The 22,588-nt window shown below is 66.5% G+C and carries 24 protein-coding genes; 15 read left to right on the top strand and 9 right to left on the bottom strand.

Annotated features, from left to right (window positions below; all coding sequences use genetic code 11):
• Nucleotides 1-2 precede the first annotated feature (2 nt).
• Nucleotides 3-1,532 carry a glutamate--cysteine ligase gene (gene gshA, locus U5N23_RS10615; RefSeq protein WP_322592782.1) on the bottom strand — a complete coding sequence of 510 codons (1,530 nt, stop codon included), beginning with the start codon at nucleotides 1,530-1,532 and terminating at the stop codon, nucleotides 3-5.
• A gap of 68 nt (nucleotides 1,533-1,600) precedes the next feature.
• Complete coding sequence (locus U5N23_RS10610; RefSeq protein ID WP_322592781.1) at nucleotides 1,601-2,509, bottom strand: SDR family NAD(P)-dependent oxidoreductase; 909 nt, start codon at nucleotides 2,507-2,509, stop codon at nucleotides 1,601-1,603.
• 199 nt (nucleotides 2,510-2,708) lie between these two features.
• On the opposite strand from U5N23_RS10610, the gene U5N23_RS10605 reads away from it, so the two are divergent.
• The 13 genes from U5N23_RS10605 (at nucleotide 2,709) to U5N23_RS10545 (ending at nucleotide 12,423) form a co-directional block, all read left to right on the top strand.
• Entirely contained in the window at nucleotides 2,709-2,990 is a 282-nt protein-coding gene (locus U5N23_RS10605; protein ID WP_007858480.1) for a DUF427 domain-containing protein, read from the top strand.
• Between the two features lie 596 nt (nucleotides 2,991-3,586).
• Complete coding sequence (locus tag U5N23_RS10600; RefSeq protein ID WP_322592780.1) at nucleotides 3,587-4,231, top strand: DUF938 domain-containing protein; 645 nt, start codon at nucleotides 3,587-3,589, stop codon at nucleotides 4,229-4,231.
• Nucleotides 4,228-4,521, top strand: a complete 294-nt coding sequence (locus tag U5N23_RS10595; protein WP_322592779.1) for a 2Fe-2S iron-sulfur cluster-binding protein — start codon at nucleotides 4,228-4,230, stop codon at nucleotides 4,519-4,521. The genes U5N23_RS10600 and U5N23_RS10595 overlap by 4 nt, the downstream gene beginning before the upstream one ends.
• 210 nt (nucleotides 4,522-4,731) lie before the next feature.
• Nucleotides 4,732-5,853 carry a bifunctional 3,4-dihydroxy-2-butanone-4-phosphate synthase/GTP cyclohydrolase II gene (gene ribBA, locus U5N23_RS10590; protein WP_322592778.1) on the top strand — a complete coding sequence of 374 codons (1,122 nt, stop codon included), beginning with the start codon at nucleotides 4,732-4,734 and terminating at the stop codon, nucleotides 5,851-5,853.
• Nucleotides 5,854-5,871: 18 nt separating this feature from the next.
• Nucleotides 5,872-6,336, top strand: coding sequence for a 6,7-dimethyl-8-ribityllumazine synthase (gene ribH, locus U5N23_RS10585; RefSeq protein WP_305746196.1), 465 nt, complete (start codon nucleotides 5,872-5,874; stop codon nucleotides 6,334-6,336).
• Entirely contained in the window at nucleotides 6,333-6,962 is a 630-nt protein-coding gene (nusB, locus tag U5N23_RS10580; protein WP_322592777.1) for a transcription antitermination factor NusB, read from the top strand. Before ribH ends, nusB begins: the two co-directional genes overlap by 4 nt.
• A gap of 101 nt (nucleotides 6,963-7,063) precedes the next feature.
• Nucleotides 7,064-8,248, top strand: a complete 1,185-nt coding sequence (locus U5N23_RS10575; RefSeq protein ID WP_322592776.1) for a pyridoxal phosphate-dependent aminotransferase — start codon at nucleotides 7,064-7,066, stop codon at nucleotides 8,246-8,248.
• A gap of 780 nt (nucleotides 8,249-9,028) precedes the next feature.
• Nucleotides 9,029-9,463 (top strand): tol-pal system-associated acyl-CoA thioesterase, encoded by a 435-nt coding sequence (gene ybgC, locus U5N23_RS10570; RefSeq protein WP_322592775.1) that lies wholly within the window; start codon nucleotides 9,029-9,031, stop codon nucleotides 9,461-9,463.
• Entirely contained in the window at nucleotides 9,460-10,164 is a 705-nt protein-coding gene (gene tolQ / locus U5N23_RS10565) for a protein TolQ (RefSeq protein WP_322592774.1), read from the top strand. Before ybgC ends, tolQ begins: the two co-directional genes overlap by 4 nt.
• Nucleotides 10,165-10,168: 4 nt before the next feature.
• Nucleotides 10,169-10,591: a biopolymer transporter ExbD gene (locus U5N23_RS10560; protein ID WP_322592773.1), complete on the top strand. Its 423-nt coding sequence runs from the start codon at nucleotides 10,169-10,171 to the stop codon at nucleotides 10,589-10,591.
• 73 nt (nucleotides 10,592-10,664) lie between these two features.
• On the top strand, nucleotides 10,665-11,636 hold the full coding sequence (gene tolA, locus U5N23_RS10555; protein ID WP_322592772.1) for a cell envelope integrity protein TolA: 972 nt from the start codon (nucleotides 10,665-10,667) through the stop codon (nucleotides 11,634-11,636).
• Between the two features lie 206 nt (nucleotides 11,637-11,842).
• Nucleotides 11,843-12,046, top strand: coding sequence for a type II toxin-antitoxin system VapB family antitoxin (locus U5N23_RS10550; RefSeq protein WP_322592771.1), 204 nt, complete (start codon nucleotides 11,843-11,845; stop codon nucleotides 12,044-12,046).
• The gene (locus U5N23_RS10545) at nucleotides 12,046-12,423 is read left to right on the top strand and encodes a type II toxin-antitoxin system VapC family toxin (RefSeq protein ID WP_322593219.1); all 378 of its coding nucleotides are present in this window, start codon (nucleotides 12,046-12,048) and stop codon (nucleotides 12,421-12,423) included. The genes U5N23_RS10550 and U5N23_RS10545 overlap by 1 nt, the downstream gene beginning before the upstream one ends.
• 8 nt (nucleotides 12,424-12,431) lie before the next feature.
• On the opposite strand, the gene phnY is transcribed toward U5N23_RS10545, so the two are convergent.
• From phnY to phnD, 6 genes are read right to left on the bottom strand one after another with little or no spacing between them, the layout of a single operon-like run.
• Entirely contained in the window at nucleotides 12,432-13,877 is a 1,446-nt protein-coding gene (gene phnY / locus U5N23_RS10540) for a phosphonoacetaldehyde dehydrogenase (protein ID WP_322592770.1), read from the bottom strand.
• Entirely contained in the window at nucleotides 13,874-14,986 is a 1,113-nt protein-coding gene (gene psrA, locus U5N23_RS10535) for an iron-containing alcohol dehydrogenase PsrA (protein ID WP_322592769.1), read from the bottom strand. Before psrA ends, phnY begins: the two co-directional genes overlap by 4 nt.
• Before the next feature lie 12 nt (nucleotides 14,987-14,998).
• Nucleotides 14,999-16,243: a phosphonoacetate hydrolase gene (gene phnA, locus U5N23_RS10530; RefSeq protein WP_322592768.1), complete on the bottom strand. Its 1,245-nt coding sequence runs from the start codon at nucleotides 16,241-16,243 to the stop codon at nucleotides 14,999-15,001.
• Nucleotides 16,243-17,058 (bottom strand): phosphonate ABC transporter, permease protein PhnE, encoded by an 816-nt coding sequence (phnE, locus tag U5N23_RS10525; protein ID WP_322592767.1) that lies wholly within the window; start codon nucleotides 17,056-17,058, stop codon nucleotides 16,243-16,245. Before phnE ends, phnA begins: the two co-directional genes overlap by 1 nt.
• Nucleotides 17,055-17,879: a phosphonate ABC transporter ATP-binding protein gene (gene phnC, locus U5N23_RS10520; protein WP_322592766.1), complete on the bottom strand. Its 825-nt coding sequence runs from the start codon at nucleotides 17,877-17,879 to the stop codon at nucleotides 17,055-17,057. Before phnC ends, phnE begins: the two co-directional genes overlap by 4 nt.
• Nucleotides 17,876-18,757, bottom strand: a complete 882-nt coding sequence (phnD, locus tag U5N23_RS10515) for a phosphonate ABC transporter substrate-binding protein (RefSeq protein WP_322592765.1) — start codon at nucleotides 18,755-18,757, stop codon at nucleotides 17,876-17,878. The genes phnC and phnD overlap by 4 nt, the downstream gene beginning before the upstream one ends.
• Before the next feature lie 168 nt (nucleotides 18,758-18,925).
• Here phnD and U5N23_RS10510 point away from each other — a divergent pair, with 168 nt between their 5' ends.
• Nucleotides 18,926-19,789, top strand: a complete 864-nt coding sequence (locus U5N23_RS10510; protein WP_322592764.1) for a LysR substrate-binding domain-containing protein — start codon at nucleotides 18,926-18,928, stop codon at nucleotides 19,787-19,789.
• Nucleotides 19,790-20,026: 237 nt separating this feature from the next.
• Here U5N23_RS10510 and U5N23_RS10505 read toward each other — a convergent pair whose 3' ends face one another.
• Nucleotides 20,027-21,367, bottom strand: coding sequence for an MFS transporter (locus U5N23_RS10505; RefSeq protein WP_322592763.1), 1,341 nt, complete (start codon nucleotides 21,365-21,367; stop codon nucleotides 20,027-20,029).
• 278 nt (nucleotides 21,368-21,645) lie between these two features.
• Between U5N23_RS10505 and cyoA the strand changes: the two genes are divergently transcribed.
• The coding region (gene cyoA / locus U5N23_RS10500) for a ubiquinol oxidase subunit II (RefSeq protein WP_322592762.1) at nucleotides 21,646-22,588 on the top strand (943 nt) is incomplete at its 3' end.

Genomic DNA, 22,588 nt, shown 5'->3' with positions numbered 1-22,588 from the left:
GATCAGCCCAAGCCCTCCACCGCCATGTACTGCGCGAGCCAGGGCTCGAACGCCAGCGTATCGGCGGCTTCAATGGCCTTCTGCGCGGCGATGGACTCGCCGGCCAGCGCCAGGTAGCGCGCCTGCTGCGCATCGCTCCAGGGCAGGGCCAACAGCGTGTTCTGCGCCTTGGCCGATTGCTGGAAGGCAAAGCGCTCGAAATTGCTCTCGTGGTCCTGCACGATGCTGGCCAGCACGCGGGCCGAGGGCGTGCGGTCCGGCGCCTCCATCAGCGCCCGGGCGTCGCGCAGGGCCTCGCTGTAGTCCGTGGTGCCGTGCGTGGCGTCGAGCGCTGCGGCCAGCGGCTCGCACTCGGCCAGCACTTCGGCCCCCCAGGTGGTCAGCGGCACGGCCTGGCCGGCGCGGCGCAGTTCCAGACCGGGCTCGCGGCCGCGCTCGGCCGTGAGGTGCTGGTTCTGCTGCAGCTCGGCGATCTCGTCGGGGGTATCGGGCGGGCTGTCGGACAGCAGGCAGTGCAGCAAAAACACGTCCAGCAGGCGCATGGTCTGCGCCGTGATGCCCACGGTGACGAAGGGATCAAGGTCCATCAGCCGCACCTCGACATACTCCACCCCGCGCTCGCGCAGCGCATGCAGCGGGCGTTCGCCCGTGCGCACCGTGCGCTTGGGGCGGATGGTGCCGTAGAACTCGTTCTCGATCTGCAGCAGGCTGGTACCGAGCTGGTTGTAGTCACCGCCCGGGTTGCGCACACCCACGGCCTCATACGCCGGGTAGGGCCGGGTCAATGCCTCGTGCAGCGAGTTGGCGTAGCCCGCAAGGCCGTTGTAGCTCACCGCCAGCGTGGCCTGGGCATCGCTCTGGTAGCCCAGGCGCCCCATGCGCAGCGAGGTGGCGTGCGGCAGGTACATGGCCTGTGCCTTGTCGCCCAGCGGCAGCAGCCGGTGCTCGCGCCCCTGCACGAAGCAGGGGCACAGCGCGGGCGATGCACCGAACAGGTACAGCAGCACGAAGGCGTGGCGGCGGAAATTGCGGATCAGCGCGAAGTAGTCATCGCTGCCCACACCGGGCAGCGACCAGTTGTAGTGGATGCCCGAGATGGTCTGCATGCGCCGGCCATAGCGGTGGCCCAGGCCCATGCGGTAGACGCTCTTGGCGCGGCCCACGTTGGAGCTGCCGTAGCGGCCGATGGGGATGGTCTCGTCCGTGGGCAGACCGCAGGGCATGCTCGATGCCCACATCAGCTCGCCACCCTGGGCGTGCAGCGCGCGGTGCACGAACTGGTGCACCTCGGCCAGCTCGCTCAGGCAATCGTCCACGCCCTTGTGGGCGCCGGTGATCAGCTCCAGCTGCGATTCGCTGTAGTCGGTGGTGATCAGCGGGTGCGTGAGCGCCGAGCCCAGTGCCGCCGGGTGCGGAGTGAGGGCCAGCCCCCCGCTGGGCAGCACGCGCAATCCCTCCTTCTCGATGCCGCGGCGTATCCCCGCCAGGGCGTCGGCGGGGTAGGCGGTCAGTCGTTCCTGCAAAGTTCTCATAGCTTCATTACCGATCTCGTGTCGGCCCGGAACTTAGCACGGCGCACGGTTGTGCGTATCGACTTGCCTTAAACCCTGGCCGCAAGGGCCTTGCTCACCTCGTTGGTTCCCTGCGCTGCGCCGCTTTGTGGTACTTGCTCGCCAGAGCGCTCGGTCACTTCCGACAGGCGTGCAGCCAGTTGCTCGGGGGTGTCGGCACCCATGCCTAGGTGAATACCCTGAGTCAACGTGATGTGCGCCGCCTCGAAGGTGCCGGCGCCCGCGCACAGGATGGTGCGCGTGGGTGCGCTTTCATGGGCCAGCACCAGCATGGCGGGCACCACGGCCTCGGGTTTCAGGGCATCGAGCACTTCCTGGGGCATCAGCCCCTCGGTCATGCGCGTGGCAGCCGTGGGCGCCAGGGCGTTGACGTGGATGCCGTACTTGGCACCCTCGATGGACAGCGTCTGCATCAGCCCGACCTGCGCCAGCTTGGCCGCGCCGTAGTTGGACTGGCCGAAGTTGCCGTACAGCCCGGTGGAAGACGTGGTCATCACGATGCGGCCGTACTGCTGGGCCACCATGTGCGGCCACACGGCCTTGCAGCAGTGCGCGGCGCCCATGAGGTGCACGTCCACCACCAGGCGGAAGTCGTCCATCTCCATCTTGGAAAACGACTTGTCGCGCAGGATGCCGGCGTTGTTCACCAGGATGTCGATCCGGCCCCAGGTGTCGATGGCCTGCTGCACCATGGCCTGCACGGCGGCATAGTCGGTGACCGAGGCGCCATTGGCAATCGCCTCGCCGCCGGCGGCGGTGATCTCGTCCACCACGGCCTGCGCCGCGCCCACCGAGCCACCCTTGCCATCCACCGCCCCGCCCAGGTCATTGACCAGCACCTTGGCGCCGCGCGCCGCCAGTGCCAGTGCATGCTGGCGGCCCAGGCCGCCACCGGCGCCCGTGACGATGGCCACACGGCCCTTGAAATCGATACCCATGGTCAATGTTCTCCTGTGGTGGTTTTGAAAAGGCAGCTGAAACCGCAGCGACTTTAAGCCACATCGCCAACCCACGCGGTACCGCGTGCGACTGGCAGTGCAAGGCACTGCCGGTGCAGGCAAAATCGCGGCTGGCGCCATCAACCCTGCCAGGGCGCCGGGCACTTGCGCCCCTTTCCCCCTCTCCCAAGGATTTCCCATGAAAGCAACCTGGAACGGCGTGACCATCGCCGAGAGCGACGACACCGTGGTGGTCGAAGGCAACCACTACTTCCCCGAAGCCTCGCTCAAGCGCGAGTACGTCACCTTCAGCAACCACAAGACCATGTGCGCCTGGAAGGGCCAGGCCAGCTACCTCTCGCTGCTGGTCAACGGCGAAATGAACACCGATGCCGCCTGGTTCTATGCCGACCCCAAGCCCGAAGCCGACGAGATCCGCGGCCGCGTGGCATTCTGGAAGGGCGTGAAAATCGAGGCCTGAAGCGCGTGGCAGTTATCCCTGCCAACGCTGCACAATCATGTGGATAAGTCTTGACAAGCGCTGTATGGCATCGCCAAGCCATTGATTCACAAAGGAAACCACTGCAGCGCCCATTTTTTGGGCAGCCTGCCACGGCGACCACCTCCGGGTTATCCCTGGGGGCACTGGACAATGGTGTGGATAACCCAGGACAAGTCCTGTATGGCCGACGCAAGTGCTTGATTTGCAAGGAAAACCCACGCAGCGCCTGTTTTTGAGGCAGCGCCGGTCTGCCTAAAACCGGGGGTTATCCCAGCCTGCGCTGGACAATCATGTGGATAAGTTTTGGCAAGCCGTGTATGGGCGATCCAAGTCATTGATTCACAAAGGGAATGAATGCGCTGCCTGTTTTTTAGGCAAATGGTGCCCGGTTATCCCTGCCCGCACTGGACAATCATGGGGATAACTTTTGACAAGTCCTGTATGGCCGCGCCAAGTGCTTGATTTGCAAAGCATATCCCTGCATTGATGAAAATTGAGGCACTCCGGCAAAGCCCCTGCAGAGCTCCCTGCGCTTTCAATTTGATAGCATCGCGCCCCGCACTTTGTCCACACCCATGACCGCTCCCGCCCTCCCCTGCAGCCCGGCCTGCGAACGCAACCAGGCGCCCATCCTGGCCCTGCTGCGCGGCCTGCTGCCCGACACCGGCTGCGCGCTGGAGATCGCCAGCGGCACGGGCCAGCACGCCGCCTTCTTCGGCGCCGCCCTGCCCGGCTGGACCTGGCAACCCACGGACCTCAAGGACGAGCTGTTCTTCGCCATCGCCGGCTGGGCCCTGCAGGCCGGCGCCACCAACGTGCGGCCCGCCCTGCGCCTGGATGTGCTGGCCGGCAACTGGCCCGACGGCGCTGCCCCCTTCGCCCAGCCCTTTGACCTGGTGTATTGCGCCAACATGCTGCACATCGCCCCCTGGGCCTGCTGCGCGGGGCTGATGCAGGGCGCGGCGCGCCACCTGGCCCCCGGTGGCCGGCTGGTCACCTACGGGCCCTACATCGAGGACGGCGTGCCCACCTCACCGGGCAACCAGGGCTTCGACGCCACCCTGCGGGCCCAGAACCCGGACTGGGGCATCCGCCACCGCGCCGACGTGGAGCGCGAAGCCGCAGCCGCCGGCCTGCAACTGGCCGAGCGCCACGCCCTGCCGGCCAACAACCTTCTCCTGGTGTGGCAACGCACCCCAGCCCCTCGCAACACCGCATGACCCAGCCCGCCATCCCCTTCTTCACCGCCCGCATCGAGCCCGATGGAGCCCAGTGCGATGCCTGGCCCGAGCAGCCCCTGCTCGTCTCCATCGAGCAGGGCGGCATCGACTGGCCCAGCTCCTGCCGCAACGGCACCTGCCGCACCTGCATCGGGCAGTTGATGGAGGGCCGCGTGCGCTACGACATCGAATGGCCCGGCCTGTCGCCCGAGGAAAAGGCCGAAGGTTGTGTATTGCCGTGCGTCGCGTATCCCGAGTCGGACGTGGTGCTCCAGGGCAGCGCCATCTGACCTGGCGCACATCCATCCGCACGCACAAGCCCGCGGGTGCACTAAAATCCCAGTCTTCCGGGGCAATAAGCCCCGTAGACGTGCGGCAGCGCCGCATCGCATGTTCTTTGGGCGGTTTCTTGGAGGTGTGTGCCGTGTGGCGACCTCCGGCCACGGGAACCTGCGCTGCGCACCCTCGCCGGACGTCCCCACAGAAAGCCCAAGCCTTCCATGAACTCTCCCCTCACCCCCGTGCCGATCTCGCCCGTCGAGGACATCGTGGCCGAAATGCGCGCCGGCCGCATCGTCATCCTGGTGGATGAAGAAGACCGTGAAAACGAAGGCGACCTGGTGCTGGCCGCCGACCACGTGACGCCCGAGGCCATCAACTTCATGGCCCGCTTCGGCCGCGGCCTGATCTGCCTGACATTGAGCCGCGAGCGCTGCGAGCGCCTGCGCCTGCCGCCCATGGTCACGCGCAACGGCACCAAGCACGCCACGGCGTTCACCGTCTCCATCGAGGCGGCCGAGGGCGTGACCACCGGCATCTCCGCCGCCGACCGCTCGCGCACCGTGCAGGCCGCCGTGGCACCCAATGCACGCGCCGAAGACCTGGTGCAGCCCGGCCACATCTTCCCGCTGCAGGCGGTGGACGGCGGCGTGCTGATGCGCGCCGGCCACACCGAAGCCGGCTGCGACCTGGCCGTGATGGCCGGCTGCAGCCCCGCCTCGGTGATCTGCGAGATCATGAAGGACGATGGCACCATGGCCCGCCTGCCCGACCTGCAGCTCTTCGCCGCCGAGCATGGCCTGAAGATCGGCACCATCGCCGACCTCATCGAATACCGCAGCCGCAACGAGTCGCTGGTCGAGAAGGTCGGCACGCGCACGCTGCAGACCGCCGCCGGCGAGTTCACCGTGCACGCCTTTCGCGACAAGCCCAGCCAGGCAGTGCACCTGGCGCTGGTCAAGGGCCAGTGGGGCGCCGACGACGTGGTGCCCGTGCGCGTGCACGAGCCGCTGTCGGTGTTCGATGCGCTCGAAGTGAACCGCTCCATGCACTCCTGGGGGCTCGATTCGAGCCTGCAGTACCTGGCCGCCCAGGGCAAGGGCGTGGCCGTGCTGCTCAATTGCGGCGAGACCGCCGAGCAACTGCTCGAACAGTTCGAAGGCACGGCGCGCGCCGCCCAGGCGCCCGAGCGCGGCCGCATGGACCTGCGCACCTACGGCGTGGGCGCGCAGATCCTGCGCGAATGCGGCGTGCACAAGATGCAGCTCATGGGCCAGCCCCGCCGCATGCCCAGCATGGCCGGTTACGGCCTCGAAATCACCGGCTTCATCCCCAAAGAGTAAAAGAACAGGATCATCCCTATGTTTGGCGCAGAAAAAGGAACAGCGGACAAGCTGGACGGCAAGAAGCTGCACATCGGCATCGTGCAGGCCCGTTTCAACGAAGGCATCACCAACGCCCTGGCAGCAGCCTGTCGCGCCGAGCTGCTGGCCCTGGGCGTGCAGGAAAAGCACATCACCCACGTGCTCGTGCCCGGCGCGCTCGAAGTGCCCGTGGCCCTGCAGGCCCTGTGCGAGGCCGACGAGTACGACGCGCTGATCGCCCTCGGGTGCATCATCCGCGGCGAGACCTACCACTTCGAACTGGTGGCCAACGAATCGGGCGCGGGCGTCACGCGCCTGTCGCTCGACTACCAGATCCCGATTGCCAACGCCATCATCACCACCGAAAACCTCGAGCAGGCGATTGCGCGCCAGACCGAGAAAGGCACGGACGCCGCCCGCGTCGCCGTGGAGATGGCCAACCTGCTGGAAGACCTGTCATGAGCGACAACAACAACCACAACAGCGACGACGGCACCACCGCCGGCAACAGCCACCCGTCGACGCGCCCGCCCAAGCAGGCACGCACCGGCCTCAAGAGCACCGGCGTGCGCAAGGCGGCCTCCAAGTCCAACCGCAGCCGCGCGCGCGAATTCGCGCTGCAGGCGCTGTACCAGCACCTGGTGGGCGGCAATGCACCCGAGGCCATCGACGCCTTCACACGCGACCTGGCCGGCTTTCACAAGGCCGACTCGGTGCACTACGACGCGCTGCTGCACGGCTCCATCAAGCTGGCCGCCGAGATGGACGAACTGATCACCCCGCTGCTGGACCGCAAGATGGCCGAGATCTCGCCGATCGAGCACGCCGTGATGTGGATCGGCGTGTACGAGTTCCAGCACTGCCTGGATGTGCCGTGGCGCGTGGTGCTCAACGAGTGCATCGAGCTGGCCAAGGAGTTTGGCGGCACCGACGGCCACAAGTACGTGAACGCCGTGCTCAACGGCCTGGCCCCGCGCCTGCGCGCAGCCGAAGTCGCGGCCGACAAGGCCTCGGGCGCCACCACGGCGCCTGCCGCAGCATCGGCTCCTGAAGCCGCCGCAGCAGCCGACGACAGCGCAGAGGGCTGATGGCCCCTGCCTGCCCCGGGCCGCCGCCCGGCGGCGCCTCCTCCTCACCCTCTCCCGCGCCAGCCACCCCTGCCCCGCCGGCAGGACCAGGACCCCCACCCATGAAGTTTTCCTCGCGCGCCGAGCGCATCGAACCGTTTTACGTGATGGAAGTGGCCAAGGCCGCACAGGCCCTGGCACGCGAAGTGGCCGGCACGCGCGAGCCGATGATCTTTTTGAACATCGGCGAGCCCGACTTCACCGCCCCGCCCCTGGTGCAGGAGGCCGCGGCCCGCGCCGTGCGCGACGGCGCCACCCAGTACACCAACGCCCTGGGCCTGGAGCCCCTGCGCGAGCGCATCAGCGCCTGGTATGCGCAGCGCTTCGGCGTGAACGTGCCGGCCCGGCGCATCGTGGTCACGGCCGGCGCATCGGCCGCGCTGCAGCTGGCCTGCCTGGCGCTCATCGAGTCGGGCGACGAGATCCTCATGCCCGACCCGAGCTACCCCTGCAACCGCCACTTCGTGAGCGCCGCAGACGGCAAGGCCGTGCTCGTGCCCACCACTGCGGCCGAGCGCTACCAGCTGAGCGCCGAGAAGGTGCGCGCCGCCTGGACCGAAAAGACCCGCGGCGTGCTGCTGGCATCGCCCTCCAACCCCACGGGCACCTCGATCGCGCCCAATGAGCTGCGCCGCATCCACGACGTGGTGCGCGCGCACGACGGCATCACGCTGATCGACGAGATCTACCTGGGCCTGTCGTACGAGGAAGAGTTCAGCCACACGACGCTGGCCATCGACGAGAACATCGTCAGCATCAACAGCTTCAGCAAGTACTTCAACATGACCGGCTGGCGCTTGGGCTGGATGGTGGTGCCCGAGGCCATGGTGCCGGTGGTCGAACGCCTGGCGCAGAATCTGTTCATCTGCGCGAGCACGGTGTCGCAGCATGCGGCGCTGGCCTGCTTCGAGGCCGAGAGCATTGCCGAGTACGAGCGGCGGCGGGCGGAGTTCAAGGCGCGGCGCGATTTCTTCATTCCCGCCTTGCAGTCCATGGGGCTGTCGGTGCCTGTGATGCCCGATGGTGCGTTCTATGCCTGGGCGGATTGTTCCGAGGCTGCGGGGCGTCTTGGGGTGAGTGGCAGTTGGGATTTTGCCTTTGAGGTGATGAAGCGGGCGCATGTGGCGGTGACGCCTGGGCGGGATTTCGGGACGGCGGAGACGGAGCGGTTTGTAAGGTTCTCTACTGCGAATTCGATGGCGCAGCTGGAGGAGTCTGTTGCTCGGTTGCGTCGTTTGCTGGGGTGATCTGCTTAGTGGTTGCTTCTGCTTTTGCTTTGAAGGCGGAGGCCGGGTCTCGGCCCGGCGGCCGAGGTACTTGTTCTTTGCTTCGCCAAAGAAAAGTACCCAAAAGAAAGGCGACCCCGCTGCCCGTGTCCCCCTCGCACTGCGTACGAGGGGGCAGCCTGCGATGCTCGGTCCTGGGGTGTGCCGCAGAACTCGCTGCGTTCTTCGAACTCCGCTCAAACAGCTGCGGCAAGCCAGATGACGAGGCGCGTGTCCTTCGGCACGCGCTCACCCCAGGCCCTGCGCTTCTCGGCACGGTCAGAAGGGGGTGGGAGCGGGCTCCACTCGGGCCATTGCTTCGCTCGGCCCCATTGCGCCGTCGCTGCGCTTCGGCGTCGGCAGCGCGTAGCGCGTACCCGACACCCGGCGCAGTTGCGCAGCAGCAGCCGTCTTTGTCCCCGCTCCCCACCCCTGCTGGCTGCGCCGAGAAGCGCAGGAGCTGGGGTGGGTGCGTGTGCCGAAGGACACACGCACTTCGTGATCTGACTCGTCGCGGTTGTCCGAGCGGAGTTCGCCCGAAGGGGGAACGCAGCGAGTTCCGCGACGCCACCCCAGGCCCGAGCATCGCAGGTTGCCCCCGTTCGCCCGACAGGGCGTACGGGGGACGCAGACTGGGGGTCGCCTTCTCTTTGGTGACTTTCTCTTGGCGACTCAAGAGAAAGTTACTGCGCCGCCGGGCGCACATCCCGGCTCCCGCCCTCAACCAAAGCACACAGCAACCACAACACAAGAGGCAAGCCGATGCCCTTTGAATTCCCCATCCGAATCTACTGGGAAGACACCGACGCGGGCGGCATAGTGTTTTACGCCAACTACCTCAAGTTCTTCGAACGCGCCCGCACCGAATGGCTCCGCTCCCTCGGCATCGGCCAACAACACCTGAGGGAACAAACCGGCGGCATGTTTGTCGTAACCCACAGCCAGGTACGTTACTTGCGACCCGCCAGGCTCGACGATGAACTCATTGTTACCGCCCAGCTGCAAGAGGCCGGCCGCGCATCGTTGACAATACTGCAGCAAGCGCTCCTGAAACCAGAGCAACAAGCGACAATGACCGACAGCCCGCCCGCGCTTCTCAGCGAAGGCACCATCCGCATCGGCTGGGTGGACGCCGCCACCCTGCGGCCCGCGAGAATACCGAGCACCCTTCTGGAACAACTCTCCACAACACCATGAATTCCCAAAACATGTCCATCCTCAGCCTGGTGCTGCAGGCCAGCTGGGTGGTGCAACTCGTCATGCTGCTGCTGCTGGTCGTCTCCGTCGCCAGCTGGGCCGCCATCTTCCGCAAGCTGTTCGCGCTCAAGCGCATCAAGTCGCTCAACGACGATTTCGAGCGCGATTTCTGGTCCGGCACCAGCCTCAACGACCTGTTCGCCAGCGCCGCCCAGAACGCCAAGAACGCCGGGCCCATGGAACGCATCTTCGCCAGCGGCATGCGCGAGTACCAGAAACTGCGCGAGCGCCGCATCGCCGATGCCGGCACCCTGCTCGACGGCGCGCGCCGTGCCATGCGCGCCAGCTTCCAGCGCGAGATGGACGTGGTCGAATCCAGCCTGTCGTTCCTTGCCACCGTGGGCTCGGTGTCGCCCTACGTGGGCCTGTTCGGCACGGTGTGGGGCATCATGCACGCCTTCACCGGCTTTGCCGGCATGGAGCAGGTGACCCTGGCCACCGTGGCCCCCGGCATTGCCGAGGCGTTGGTGGCCACCGCCATCGGCCTGTTTGCTGCCATACCGGCAGTCATCGCCTACAACCGCTTCGCGCGCGACATCGACCGCGTGGCCACGCACCAGGAGACCTTCATCGAAGAGTTCTCCAACATCCTGCAGCGCAACCTGGGCGCGCAGCAACCCGTTTCGGCATCGGGGCACTGACACCATGCCCGCCATGGCATCCCGCGGCCGCGGCCGCCGCACCATCAACGAGATCAACATGGTCCCGTTCATCGACGTGATGCTGGTGCTGCTCATCATCTTCATGGTGACGGCCCCCATGCTCACCCCCGGCATGGTCGACGTGCCCAGCGTGGGCAAGGGCCGCAACCTGCCCAAGGTGGTCGCCCAGATCGTGGTGAACAAGGACGGCTCGCTGCAGCTCAAGACCCCCGAGGCCACGCGCAGCATGAGCCAGCGCGAGATCGGCGAGGCCGCGCTGCGCTGGCAGAAAAACCAGACCAAGGAGACGGCTGTCATCATCACGGCCGACAAGGGCGTTATGTACGACAACGTGGTCAAGGCCATGGACGCCTTGCAGAAGGCGGGTGTGCAGCGGGTCGGTCTCTCCGTCAAACAGGGTGGCTGAAGCCGAAGTGCCCCGCCCTGCCTGATTGATTGATTGATTGAACCGAAGACGACGCACACGCTCTACCCTCTCCATGCACGCCCAAGACGACCGCGACCAATTTGCGCCCCCCGCACCCCCTGCCCGCCTGCGAGCCATCTCGCTGGCGGTGCTGGTGCACCTGGCGCTGATCGGCGCACTCACCTGGGGCGTGAACTGGAAGGCCAGCTCCGACCAGCCCGCCGTGCAGGCCGAGCTGTGGTCCGCCGTGCCCCAACAGGCCGCGCCGCCCGAGGCGACACCGCCGACACCCCCGACCCCGCCAACGCCCCCCGTGCCACCGCCGCCCGAGCCCCGGCCCGCGCCGGTGCCCCCGCCGCCTCCTCCACCGCGCGCCGCGGAGCCCGACACGCGCGAGGCCGACATCGCCATCGAGCGCGAGAAAAAGCGCCTGGAGCAGGAGAAGAAAGCCCGCGCCGAGAAGCTCGAACGCGAAAAGCGCGAGCGAGAACGTGAGCGCAAGGAAGACGAGCGCGAAGAGCGCCTCGAAAAAGAGAAGAAGGAAAAGCTGCTCGCCGAGCAGAAGAAGGCCGAGCAAGAGAAACAAAAGAAGCTGGCCGAAGAAAAGCGCAAGGCCGAAGACGCGAAGGAAGCCGCAGCCAAGAAACAGCGCGCCGAGGCCGAGGCCAAGCAACTCGCCGCCCAGCGCGAGGCCAACCTGCGCCGCATGCAGGGGCTGGCAGGCTCCGAGGGCAATGAAAAATCCGCCGGCAGTGACCTGCGCAACGCTGGCCCCTCGGGCGGCTACGGCGGCCTGGTGGCCGCCAAGGTCAAGCCCAACATCGTCTACCCCGACGCGATCTCGGGCAACCCGCGCGCCGAGGTCGAAGTGCGCCTGGCGCCCGACGGCACCATCGTCGGCAAGCGCCTGGTGAAATCCAGCGGCAACAAGGCCTGGGACGATGCTGTTCTGCGCGCCCTCGACAGAACCGAAACCCTGCCGCGCGACGTAGGCGGGCGTGCCCCGCCGTCTTCGATGATCATCGGGTTCAGTCCGCAGGACTGATCGACCGGCCTACCAGGCCCCTCGTTTCATGGCAATGCAGTGCCGATCCCGCCTCACAGGGCGCCCCCTCGCAAGCGGAAATCAGCAGCTCCAGGCAGGGAGCCTAACAGCGACGGCGGCAGGGGTCCCTCTGCCAAGCACTGGATTTTGTAGTGATGCAATTTTTGATGCAAAATCACATCAATAAAAGCATCCGGAGAACAACCATGCGAACCACCGTGACCATTGACGACGCTCTGTTCGAAGAAGCACTGGAAGTTGCAGAACCTGGAATAGACAGGGCTGAGTTGATCCGGGAGGCCATCAAGACCTTTGTCCGGGTTCAAGCCGCAAAGCGGCTCGCGTCCCTGGGCGGCACCACCCCCGACATGGCAGATGTTCCCAGGCGCAGGGAAGGTTCAGCACAGTGATACGCGTGCTGGTCGATACCTCCGTATGGGTCGATCACTTTCGCCAACGCAACGCCTCTTTGGTGGAATTGCTGGTGTTGGATTCGGCCTTGATGCATCCCATGGTTTGGGGAGAGCTCGCTTGCGGAACCCCGCCGTCACGGGCAAAGACCATGGCCGACCTGAAACGTCTCCAGCCAGCCTCAGAGGCAGCCTTGCCGGAAGTCGTGGCGTTCGTGGAGAGGGAACAGCTTTTTGGCCTGGGCTGCGGTCTTGTCGATCTGACCCTTCTTGCCTCCACATTGTTGACACCTGGCGCCAGGCTCTGGACCCTGGACAAGCGGCTCTCCGCCCTGACCGAGCGCTTTGGCGTCGCGCATCAGCCCAGGGGGCATTAGCCGCCCCCTCACCACGGCAAGGTAAACGTCTTGCAGTTGGTGAACGACTTGATCGCCTCCTGCACCCCTTCCTTGTAGCCCAGGCCCGAGTCCTTGATGCCGCCGAACGGCGTCAGCTCGATGCGGTAGCCCGGCACCTCCCAGAGGTTGACGGTGCCCACCTGCAGCTCCTTGGCAAAGCGGGTCACATCGTCCATGCGATTGGTGCAGATGCCCGACGACAGGCCGAACGCCGTGCCGTTGGAGATGCGGATCGCCTCGTCGATGTTCTTGAAGGTGATGATGGGCGACACGGGGCCGAAGGTTTCCTCGCGCACCACAGTCATCTCCGGGCGCACCCGGTCCAGCACCGTGGGGGAGTACAGCGCCCCCTCGCGCACATTGCCCACCAGCAGGCGCGCGCCCTGGGCGATGGCCTCGTTCACCACCTTCTCGAAGTGGCGGGCTGCGGCCTCGTCGATCACCGTGCCCATCTCGTTGGCCTTGTCCATGGGGTCGCCGTAGCGCCATGCCCGGGTCTTGGCCACCACGCGCTCGGTGAACTCGGCCGCCACCTTCTCGTGTACCAGCATGCGCTTGACCGCCGTGCAGCGCTGGCCCGAGTTCTTGTACGAGCCCTGCACCGCCAGGTCGCTGGCCTTGTCCAGGTCGGCATCGTCCATCACGATCAGCGGGTCGTTGCCGCCCAGTTCCAGCACCATGCGCCGGTAGCCGGCCTTGGACGCGATGTACTTGCCGATGGCGACCCCGCCGGTGAAGGTGACCAGATCGACGTGGCGGTGGGTCAGCAGCTCGTCGGCAATCTCGCGCGGGTCGCCGGTCACCACCTGCAGCATCTCCACCGGCAGGCCGGCCTCGTACAGCAGGTCGGCAAAGTAGTAGGCCGACAGCGGCACCTTCTCCGAGGGCTTGAGCACCATGCGGTTGTTCGTGGCCACGGCAGGCACCACCTTGTGCGCCACCTGGTTCATGGGGTGGTTGAAGGGCGTGATGGCCGTGATCACGCCCAGCAGCGGCTCGCGCGTGGTGATCACCTTGCGCTTCTTGCCGTGCGGCGTGAGGTCGCACGAGAACACCTGCCCATCGTCACGCAAGGCTTCGTTGGCGCCAAAGTTCAGCACATCGGCCACGCGCCCGATCTCGTAGGTGCTGTCCTTCTTGCACAGGCCCGATTCGGCGGTGATGATGCTCGACGCCTCGTCGGTGCGCTCGCGCAGCAGCGCCGCCGCCCGGTTCAGGATGGCCGAGCGCTCGTAGCGCGACAGCGTGGGCACATAGGCCTGGGCGATGTCCATCGCCCGGCGCACGTCCTCCACGCTGGCCATGCCCACCGTGCCCACGCGCTCGCCGCTGTAGGGGTTGACGACGTCGATGTTGCGCTCCGTGCGCACCTTGGCGCCGCCGATGCGCAAGGCTTCTGCGCGAAAGTCCGCGCTTTCCATGATGCAACTCATGCCGCCTCCTTGAGTGCTGCTGCCGTGTGGGTTCCGATGAAGTTCTTGCCGCGTGCGCCGGTCAGCGCGTGCGCCACCATCTGCAGCGCCTGGTCGTCGCTCACGCCGTAGTCAGCAAAGCGCGTCCTCACGCCCAGTGCCTCGATGAAGCGCACCAGCCGGCCGGGCGCCGCATCCAGGTCGCCCAGCGCGCGCTCCAGCACCGCATCGCGCTCGGGGCTCTGGCCAATGGCGCGCTCCAGCACCATGGGCAGCGGAAAGCTGCAGGCAATACCGTGCGGCAGACCAAAACGCAGCGTCATCTCGTAGGAGATGGAATGCGCCAGCGCCGTGCGCGTGTTCGAAAAGGCCATGCCCGCCTTGAGCGCCGCCAGCGCCATGCGCCCGCGCAGCGCCGCATCATCCAGGCGCCCCATCAGCTGCGGCAGCGCGTCCAGGATCTCGTGCACCGCCGCCACCGCAAAGGTGTCGGACACCGGGTTGGCATTCACGTTCCAGATCGACTCCAGCGCGTGCGACAGCGCATCCAGCCCGCTTTGCAGCGTGACCGAGGCGGGCAGCGACAGCATGAGCTCGGGGTCGATCAGCGCCACGCTGGGCCAGGTCTCGGGCAGGTGCAGCGAGTATTTCTTCTGCGCGCCCCGGTCCCACACGGTGGCCCAGGGCGTCACCTCGCTGCCGGTACCAGCCGTGGTCGGCACGGCGATCAGCGTCTTGGTCCGCGCTGGCGTGAAGGCCTTGCCGGACGCCAGCAGCGCCACCAGTTCGGCGAAGCGCCCGCTCGGCGTGGCCACCATCAAGGCCTTGGCGGTATCGATGGCACTGCCCCCGCCCACGGCAATGATCACCTCGGCCGCAGCGCTGTCGCCGGACCAGAAGGCGTCGTACAGCGCCGCGAGCTCGGCCACGTCGGGGTTGGGCCGCACATCGTCGATCACGCCCACCAGCTGGTCGCCCAGCAGGGCCTCGATGCGCGCCACCAGGCCGAGCTGGCGCGCCTCGGGAAAGGTGACCAGCAGCGCGCGCCGGCCGGCCAGCAGCCCGGGCAGGGACGACAGTGCCCCGGCCCCGTAGACGCTGCGCACGGGGTTGAAGTATTCATGTGGCATGGAAGAGAACCTCTAGACGGAAGAAAAGGCGTGGTTCAGCGCGAGGTCGAACACGTCGAAATTGCGCAGGCGCCGGCCGGGGGCAACGCCCTTCAAAGGCCGGTTGAACAAGAGCGGCACCTTCTGCTCGGAGATGCCGCCGTGCGAGCGCAGGGGCACGGTCAGCCCGCTCAGGTCGTGCCGCGCCGCGCTGGTGCCCAGCACCGTGAGGTGGTCCGACACCACCACCAGGTCGCCAATGCGGTCACCCGCCAGCTCGAAGCGGGCCGCCGCCTCCTCGCGCGTCAGCACCACCTCCACGCCCGGCAGGGCCAGCAGCGCACTGCGCACGCCCTCCAGCGTGGCACCGGCATTCACGTAGATGGTGGCAAACGAGCCCAATGCACCGTGGTGCACCACGTAGGGGTCGGTGATGGGCAGGATCACCCGCGTGCTGCCCGCGCCCAGCTGCGCATCCAGCTCCTGCTGCAGGTAGACCACACGCGGCTTGCCGGCGGCATCGGTCTTGGGGCTCATGCCATGGTCGGCGGTGAGGCCGATGACCGCGCCCAGCGCATCGAGCTGCTGCAGGTAGCCGTCCATCATTGCGTAGAAGGCATTGGCCTCCGGCGTGCCGGGCGCGCACTTGTGCTGCACGTAGTCGGTGGTCGACAGGTACATCAGGTCCGGCCGGCGGGTCTCCATCAGGCGCACGCCGGCCGCAAAGACGAACTCGCTCAGATCAGCGCTGTACACCGAGGGTACGGCCCTGCCCACCAGCTCCAGCACATTCTCGATGCCGCACTCGGCCAGCGTGGCCTTGTCGGCCTTCTCGGCCGAAAAGCAGATGCCCTTGAGGCCGTGGCCGAGCAGGGTGCGCAGCTTGTCCTTGGCCGTCACCGCCGCCACCAGCGCACCGGCATCGGCAAACGCGGCCAGGAGCGTCGGGGCGCGCAGGTACGCGGGGTCGTTCATCATGACCTCGCGGTCGGCGGCCACGTCGTAGAAGTAGTTGCCGCAGATGCCATGCACCGAGGGCGGCACGCCGGTCACGATGGACACGTTGTTCGGGTTGGTGAAGGTGGGCACCACGCAGTCCCCGATCAGCGAGCCGCCCCGGGCCTGCATGCGCGCCAGGTAGGGCGCGACGCCAGCCTGTATGGCCTGGGTCAGGTAGTCGGGCTCGCAGCCATCCACGCAGACCACCACCACCGGCGCGGCGGGCCGGGCGTATTGCCGGCCATTGGCCTGCACGAAGTCGATCACAGCGGCATTCATCAGCGGGCTCCTTTTTGAATCCAGGCACGCAGCCGGGTCGAGATGGCGTCGGCCACCATCACCATCGCGATGATCACGGCGATGCAGGTGGCGGTGTCCTGGTACTGGAACAGCTTCATGCTGCCCACCAGTTCGAAGCCGATGCCGCCCGCGCCCACCATGCCCAGCACGGTGGCCTGGCGCAGGTTGGTCTCGAAGCGGTAGAGCACCACGGCGATCCAGGCCGTCACCACCTGGGGCAGCACGGCAAAGATGATGGTCTGCAGGGCCCCCGCCCCGGTGGAGCGCAGCGCCTCGATCGGCCCCTGGTCGATCTCCTCGATGGACTCGGCGAAGAACTTGCCCAGCATGCCCGCGCCGTGCACCGCCAGGGCCAGCACGCCCGGAAACGGCCCCAGCCCCACGGCCGCCACGAAGATCAGCGCCAGGATGATCTCGTTGACGCCCCGCGTGATGTTGAACAGCTGGCGCGTGAACTGGTAGACCACCACGTTCGGCGTGAGGTTGCGCGCCGCGAAAAAGCACACCGGCACCGCCAGGACCACGGCCAGCAAGGTGCCCCACACGGCGATCTGGATGGTCTCGATCGCCGGGACGATCAGCTTGTCCAGAAACGCCCAGTTGGGTGGCAGCATGCGCCCCATGAAGTCGCCGATCCACGGCAGGCCCTTGCCCAGCTCGCCAAAGCTGACCTGCGCGCCGCGCGCGGCCCACCACAGCACACCGACGAACAGCGCGCCGATGCCGATGCGCGGCCACCAGCCCAGGCCACCGCTGGGCCGGGCCACCAGAAAAGTGTAGGAACCGATGTTCATGCGCCTGCCTCCTCAAGTTCCAGCTGGCGCAGCACGGGCGCAGCTGCGGCTGCCACGGCAGGGGCGCTGCGGCTGCGCGCGTCGCCCTCGTCCAGGCCGGGGTAGATGCGCTTGAGCACCTCGTCCGTCAGGCCCTCGGGCCCGCCGTCATAGACGATGCGCCCGCCCGACACGCCCACGATGCGTTCGCCGAACTCGCGCGCATAGTCGATCTGGTGCAGGTTGCACACCACCGTGATGCCCAGCTCGCGGCTGGCCTGCTTGAGGTAGTTGAGCACCGTGCGTGAGGTCTTGGGGTCCAGGCTGGCCACGGGCTCGTCGGCCAGGATCACCTTGGGCTGCTGGGCCAGCGCACGGGCAATGCCCACGCGCTGCTTTTGCCCGCCCGAAAGCGTGTCGGTGCGCAGCTCGGCCTTGTCCTGCAGCTCCACGCGGCGCAGGCATTCCAGGGCAATCGCCACGTCCTTGCGCGGAAAGATCTGCAGCCACGACAGCACCGAGGGCACCGCCCCCATGCGGCCCGTCAGCACGTTCTTCTGCACCGACAGGCGCGGCACCACGTTGTAGTGCTGGAAGATCATCGCCACCTGGCGGCGCAGGCCGCGCAGGCTTGCGCCGCTGGGCCGCGCCAGTTGCCCGTCGATGTGGATCTCGCCACTCGTGGGCTCGGCCAGGCGGTTGATGCAGCGCAGCAGCGTCGACTTGCCGGCGCCCGAGGGGCCCAGGACCACCAGGAACTCACCCGGCGCCACGTCCAGGTCGATGCCAGAGAGCGCATCGAAGTCGCCGTAGCGCTTGTTCAGGCCACGGATCTTGATCATTTCATGGCCCTCAGGTCGAGGTTCAGGATCTTGGCCGTCTCGCGGATGACGTCATAGGCCTTGTCGTTCGTGGGATGAAAACCGTTGAGCATGCCCTGGTCCGACCAGGGGATGTCCTTCACGTCCAGGAAGGCGGCCTGCACACGCTTCTTGAGCGCCGGGTCCAGGTCCTTGCGCCACACCGTGGGCGACTCGGGGATCGGGTCCGACTTCCACACCACCACCAGGTCCTCGCGCTTGGCCAGGCCCTTGGCGATGGCCGAGTCCAGGATGCGGTCGGCAATCGCCACGGCCTCGATCTTCTTGTTCTGCACCGCCACGGCGTTCGAGTCGTGCGAGCCCGAAAAGACCACCCGGCCAAAATCCTTGTCGGTGTTGAAGCCCTCCTTCATCAGGCCGGCCTTGGGGAACAGGTGGCCCGAGGTGGACGTCGGGTCCACAAAGGCAAAGGTCTTGCCCTTGAGGTCGGCCACCGTCTTGATGCCGCTGTCCTTGTGGGCCACGATCAGCGCGTGGTAGAAGGCCCGGCCGGCCTTCTTGGTCTCGGCCACGGCAAAGGCCTCGATGGGTGCCACGGTGGTGCCCATCACATACGAGAAGGGGCCGAGGTAGGCCACATCGAGCCGCTTGGAGCGCAGGGCCTCGATCACGCCGTTGTAGTCGGCCGCCACGAAGGGCTTGACCGGCATGCCCAGCGATTTGGACAGCATGTCCATCATCGCCTGGCTGTTGGCGATCATGGCCCGCGAATCCTCGGAAGGAATCAGGCCCACCGTCAGGGTGCCGGCTGCAGCCCTGGCGCTGGCACCCAGGCCCAGCAGCGAGGGAGCCAGCACCAGGGATGTGCTGGCCAGAAGGGATCGTCGCGTGAATTTCATCGATGTCTCCTAAGGGTTGGGTTTGAACCTCTTGTGTGCGCATGCCTCACGGGGCCCGACGCATGGCGCTACTGTCGGCGCTGCGCCACTATCTTGCAAATTCAACTTTTTTCACCGTTGCATTCATTCAATCTATAGTTGGCCCGGGATAACACGGAGACGAATGCCATGCGCCTGACACAGTTGCGATCCTTCCATGCCGTGGCCACGGAGGGCAGCTTCACGCGCGCCGCCCAGGCCCTGCACGTGAGCCAGCCCACGGTGACCACCCAGGTCAAGCAACTGGAGGAGCTGTACCAGGTGGAGCTGTTCCACCGCACCGGCCGGCGCATCCGCCCCACGGAGATCGGCGAGCGCCTGCTGCAGCTGTCGCGCCAGATCTTCGGGCTGGAGCACGAGGCCGTGCAGGTGCTGCGCGATGCCGGCGAGCTGCGCTCGGGCCACCTGCGCGTGGCCGCCGTGGGGCCCTCGCATGTCACGAAGATGCTGGCCGCCTTCAACCAGCGCTACCCGGACATCAACATCTCGGTGGGCACCGGCAACTCCGAGGACGTGCTGACCCGCCTGCTCGACTACTCGGCCGACGTGGGCGTGCTGGCACAGGTGCTCAAGGACAAGCGCTTCGTCTCGGTGCCCTACAGCGAGCACCCCATCGTGATCTTCTGCAACGCCAACCACCGCTTTGCGCGCCGGCGCAGCATCCGCACGGCGGAGCTGCAGGGCGAAAAGCTGATCCTGCGCGAGCAGGGCTCCACCACGCGCAAGGCCATCGAATCGGCCCTCAAGGCCGCAGGCGTGCAACCCACGGTGGTGATGGAGGTGGCCAGCCGCGAGATCATCCGCGAGGCCGTGCTGCAGGGCCTGGGCGTGGCCGCGGTGTCCGAGGTGGAATACGTGCCCGGCGCGGGCCTGCACGCGGTGCGCATCAGCGACGCGCAGATCAAGACCTACGCCCACGTGGTCTGCTTGGCCGAGCGCCGGGACATGCGCCTGATCCGGGCGTTCTTCGAGATCATCGGCCGCGACTCCTGAAAGCAGGTTCTGAAATACAAAAAACCCGGTGGCCACCAAAGCAGCCACCGGGTTCTTGCATCGCTTCTCAGCGGGGCCGCCCTCCCGTGGGCCCGCCCCTCGCTCTCTCTTATGTAACTACCTGAGAGCGGAGAACAAAACTCAGCGCAGCGGTTCTGGCTAGGCGTTGCGTCGCAGGCAGTACGGGTAGTACGACAAGACGCGGCAACGACGCCAGAAGAGTTTTGTTCGCCGCTCTTACCGGTCGCGGCGCTCCATGCGGCGGTTCAGGTTCAGTGCGCCCAAGGTACAGGCCACGCCCGACAGCAGGTACACCGTCACGGCCAGCAGGCCGAACTGGGCCGACAGGCCCAGGGCCACCAGCGGGGCAAACGCGGCGCCGATGATCCAGGCCAGGTCGGCCGACAGGGCGGCGCCCGTGTAGCGGTACTTGGGCGAGAAATTGGCCGTCACCGTGCCCGATGCCTGGCCGTACGACAGGCCCAGCAGCACAAAGCCCAGCAGCAGGAACATGGTGCTGCCCACCTCGCCGCTGTTGAGCAGCACCGGCGCCATGAAGCTGAACACACCGATCAGCACCGCCATGCCGCCCAAGAGCTTGCGCCGGCCCAGGTGGTCCGACAGCCAGCCCGAGACCATGATGGCCCCGGCCGCCAGGAAGGCGCCGACGATCTGCACGCCCAGGATCTGGGTGACGGGCTGGTCCGAGTACAGCGTGATCCACGACAGCGGGAACACGGTGACCAGGTGGAACAATGCAAAGCTGGCCAGCGCCGCAAAGGCACCCAGCAGCACGTTGCCGCCCTCGTCGCGCATCACCTCGTGCACGGGCACGGGCTGCAGCTCACGGTCCTGCAGCAGCTCGGTGTACGACTGGCCCACCACCAGGCGCAGGCGGGCGAACAGGGCCACCACGTTCACGGCAAAGGCCACGAAGAACGGGTAACGCCAGCCCCAGGCCAGAAACTCCTGCACCGTGAGGTTGGCATACAAATACGCGAACAGGCCGGCCGCGAGCACAAAGCCGACGGGCGCGCCCAGCTGGCCGATCATGGCGTACCAGCCGCGGCGGTGCTTGGGCACCGACATCGCCAGCAGCGACGGCAGGCCGTCCCACGAGCCACCCAGCGCCAGCCCCTGGCCGATGCGCAAAATCAGCAGCGCCACGATGGCCGTGGTGCCCAGGTCCTTGTAGCCCGGCAGAAAGGCCATGCCCACCGTGCACACGCCCAGCAAGAAGAGCGCAATGGTCAGCTTGGTGCCCCGCCCCCAGCGCCGCTGGATGGCCATGGAGATGGCGGTGCCGATGGGCCGCACCACGAAGGCCACGGCCAGCAGCGCAAAGGAGGCCAGCGTGCCGTCCAGGCGCGACATGAAGGGGAACAGGAACGACGGGAACACCAGCACGCAGGCGATCCCGAAAACGAAGAAGTCGAAATACTCGGACGAGCGTCCGATGATCACACCCACTGCGATTTCGCTGGGGGTGACGTCTTCATGGGTGTCCGCGCGGGAGAGAGATGCCTGGCCTTCTTCAAAGCCATTCGCTGGGTAGATAGCAGAGGCGGGACTGCTCATGAACGGGGTTCCTTGTTGTGTAACTGATACACCCACGTTTTACACCCTGCCGCCCTGCCCGACAAGGGCGGTTTCACCCAGGTCACTGCAGGACAAATGCCCATAGTCTGTCCCCGTAGGGATTTCCGGTTCTGCAGTGTGTTCGCTGGCTGCCCCAAAAAGGGGCAAAAACTTGACCTTGGACAAAATGTCCAATGGACAAATTTGGCTGCTCTATTACATTGAGCAGCAAATTGTCATTCGCGTTTACCCCTAAACGCCTTTGTTGGGCCCATCACATGTTCAAACTTCCCCAACTTCGCGGGCCGGCATGGCTTGCGTTGGCGGCCACAGCCACCAGCCTCGCTGGCTGCAGCAAGGCCGTCGTCCTCAACCCCGCAGGCGACGTCGCCTCGCAGCAAGGCCACATGGTCGTGCAGGCCACCTTGCTGATGCTGATCATCATCGTGCCGGTGATCGCCCTCACGCTGTGGTTCGCCTGGAAGTACCGCCAGTCCAACACCGCCAACACCGAAGAGGACTACGACCCCGACTGGCACCACTCCACCACGCTGGAGCTGGTGATCTGGACCGTGCCCCTGCTGATCATCATCGCCCTGGGCGCGCTGACCTGGATCGGCACCCACAAGCTCGACCCCTACCGCCCGCTGGACCGCATCTCGGCCACCAAGCCACTGGAGGCGCAATCCACCCCCCTGGTGGTGCAGGTCGTCGCCATGGACTGGAAATGGCTGTTCTTCTACCCCGAGCAGGGCATCGCCACCGTCAATGAGCTGGCCGCCCCGGTGGACCGCCCCATTTTGTTCAAGCTCACCGCCACCTCCACGATGAACTCGTTCTACGTGGCAGACCTGGCCGGCATGATCTACGCCATGCCCGGCATGCAGACCGAGCTGAACGCCGTGATCAACAAGCCCGGCGTGTACCCCGGCATCGCCTCGCACTACAGCGGCGCGGGCTTCTCGGGCATGACCTTCAAGTTCCACGGCCTGAGCCAGGGCGACTTCGAGCAGTGGGTGGCCAAGGCCAAGACCGAAGGCAAGCCGCTGGACAAGGCGACCTACCTGAACCTCGTCAAGCCCAGCGAGCGCGACCCCGTGCAGCGCTTTGCCAGCGTGGAAGACGGCCTGTACGACAAGGTGCTCAACCGCTGCGTCGAAGAAGGCAAGATGTGCATGCACCACATGATGACCATCGACGAGCGCGGTGGCGAGGCCTACA

It is taken from the genome of Acidovorax sp. (genome assembly GCF_034519795.1).
Lineage (GTDB): Bacteria > Pseudomonadota > Gammaproteobacteria > Burkholderiales > Burkholderiaceae_C > Acidovorax.
This window is presented reverse-complemented; position numbering and strand designations above follow the sequence as displayed.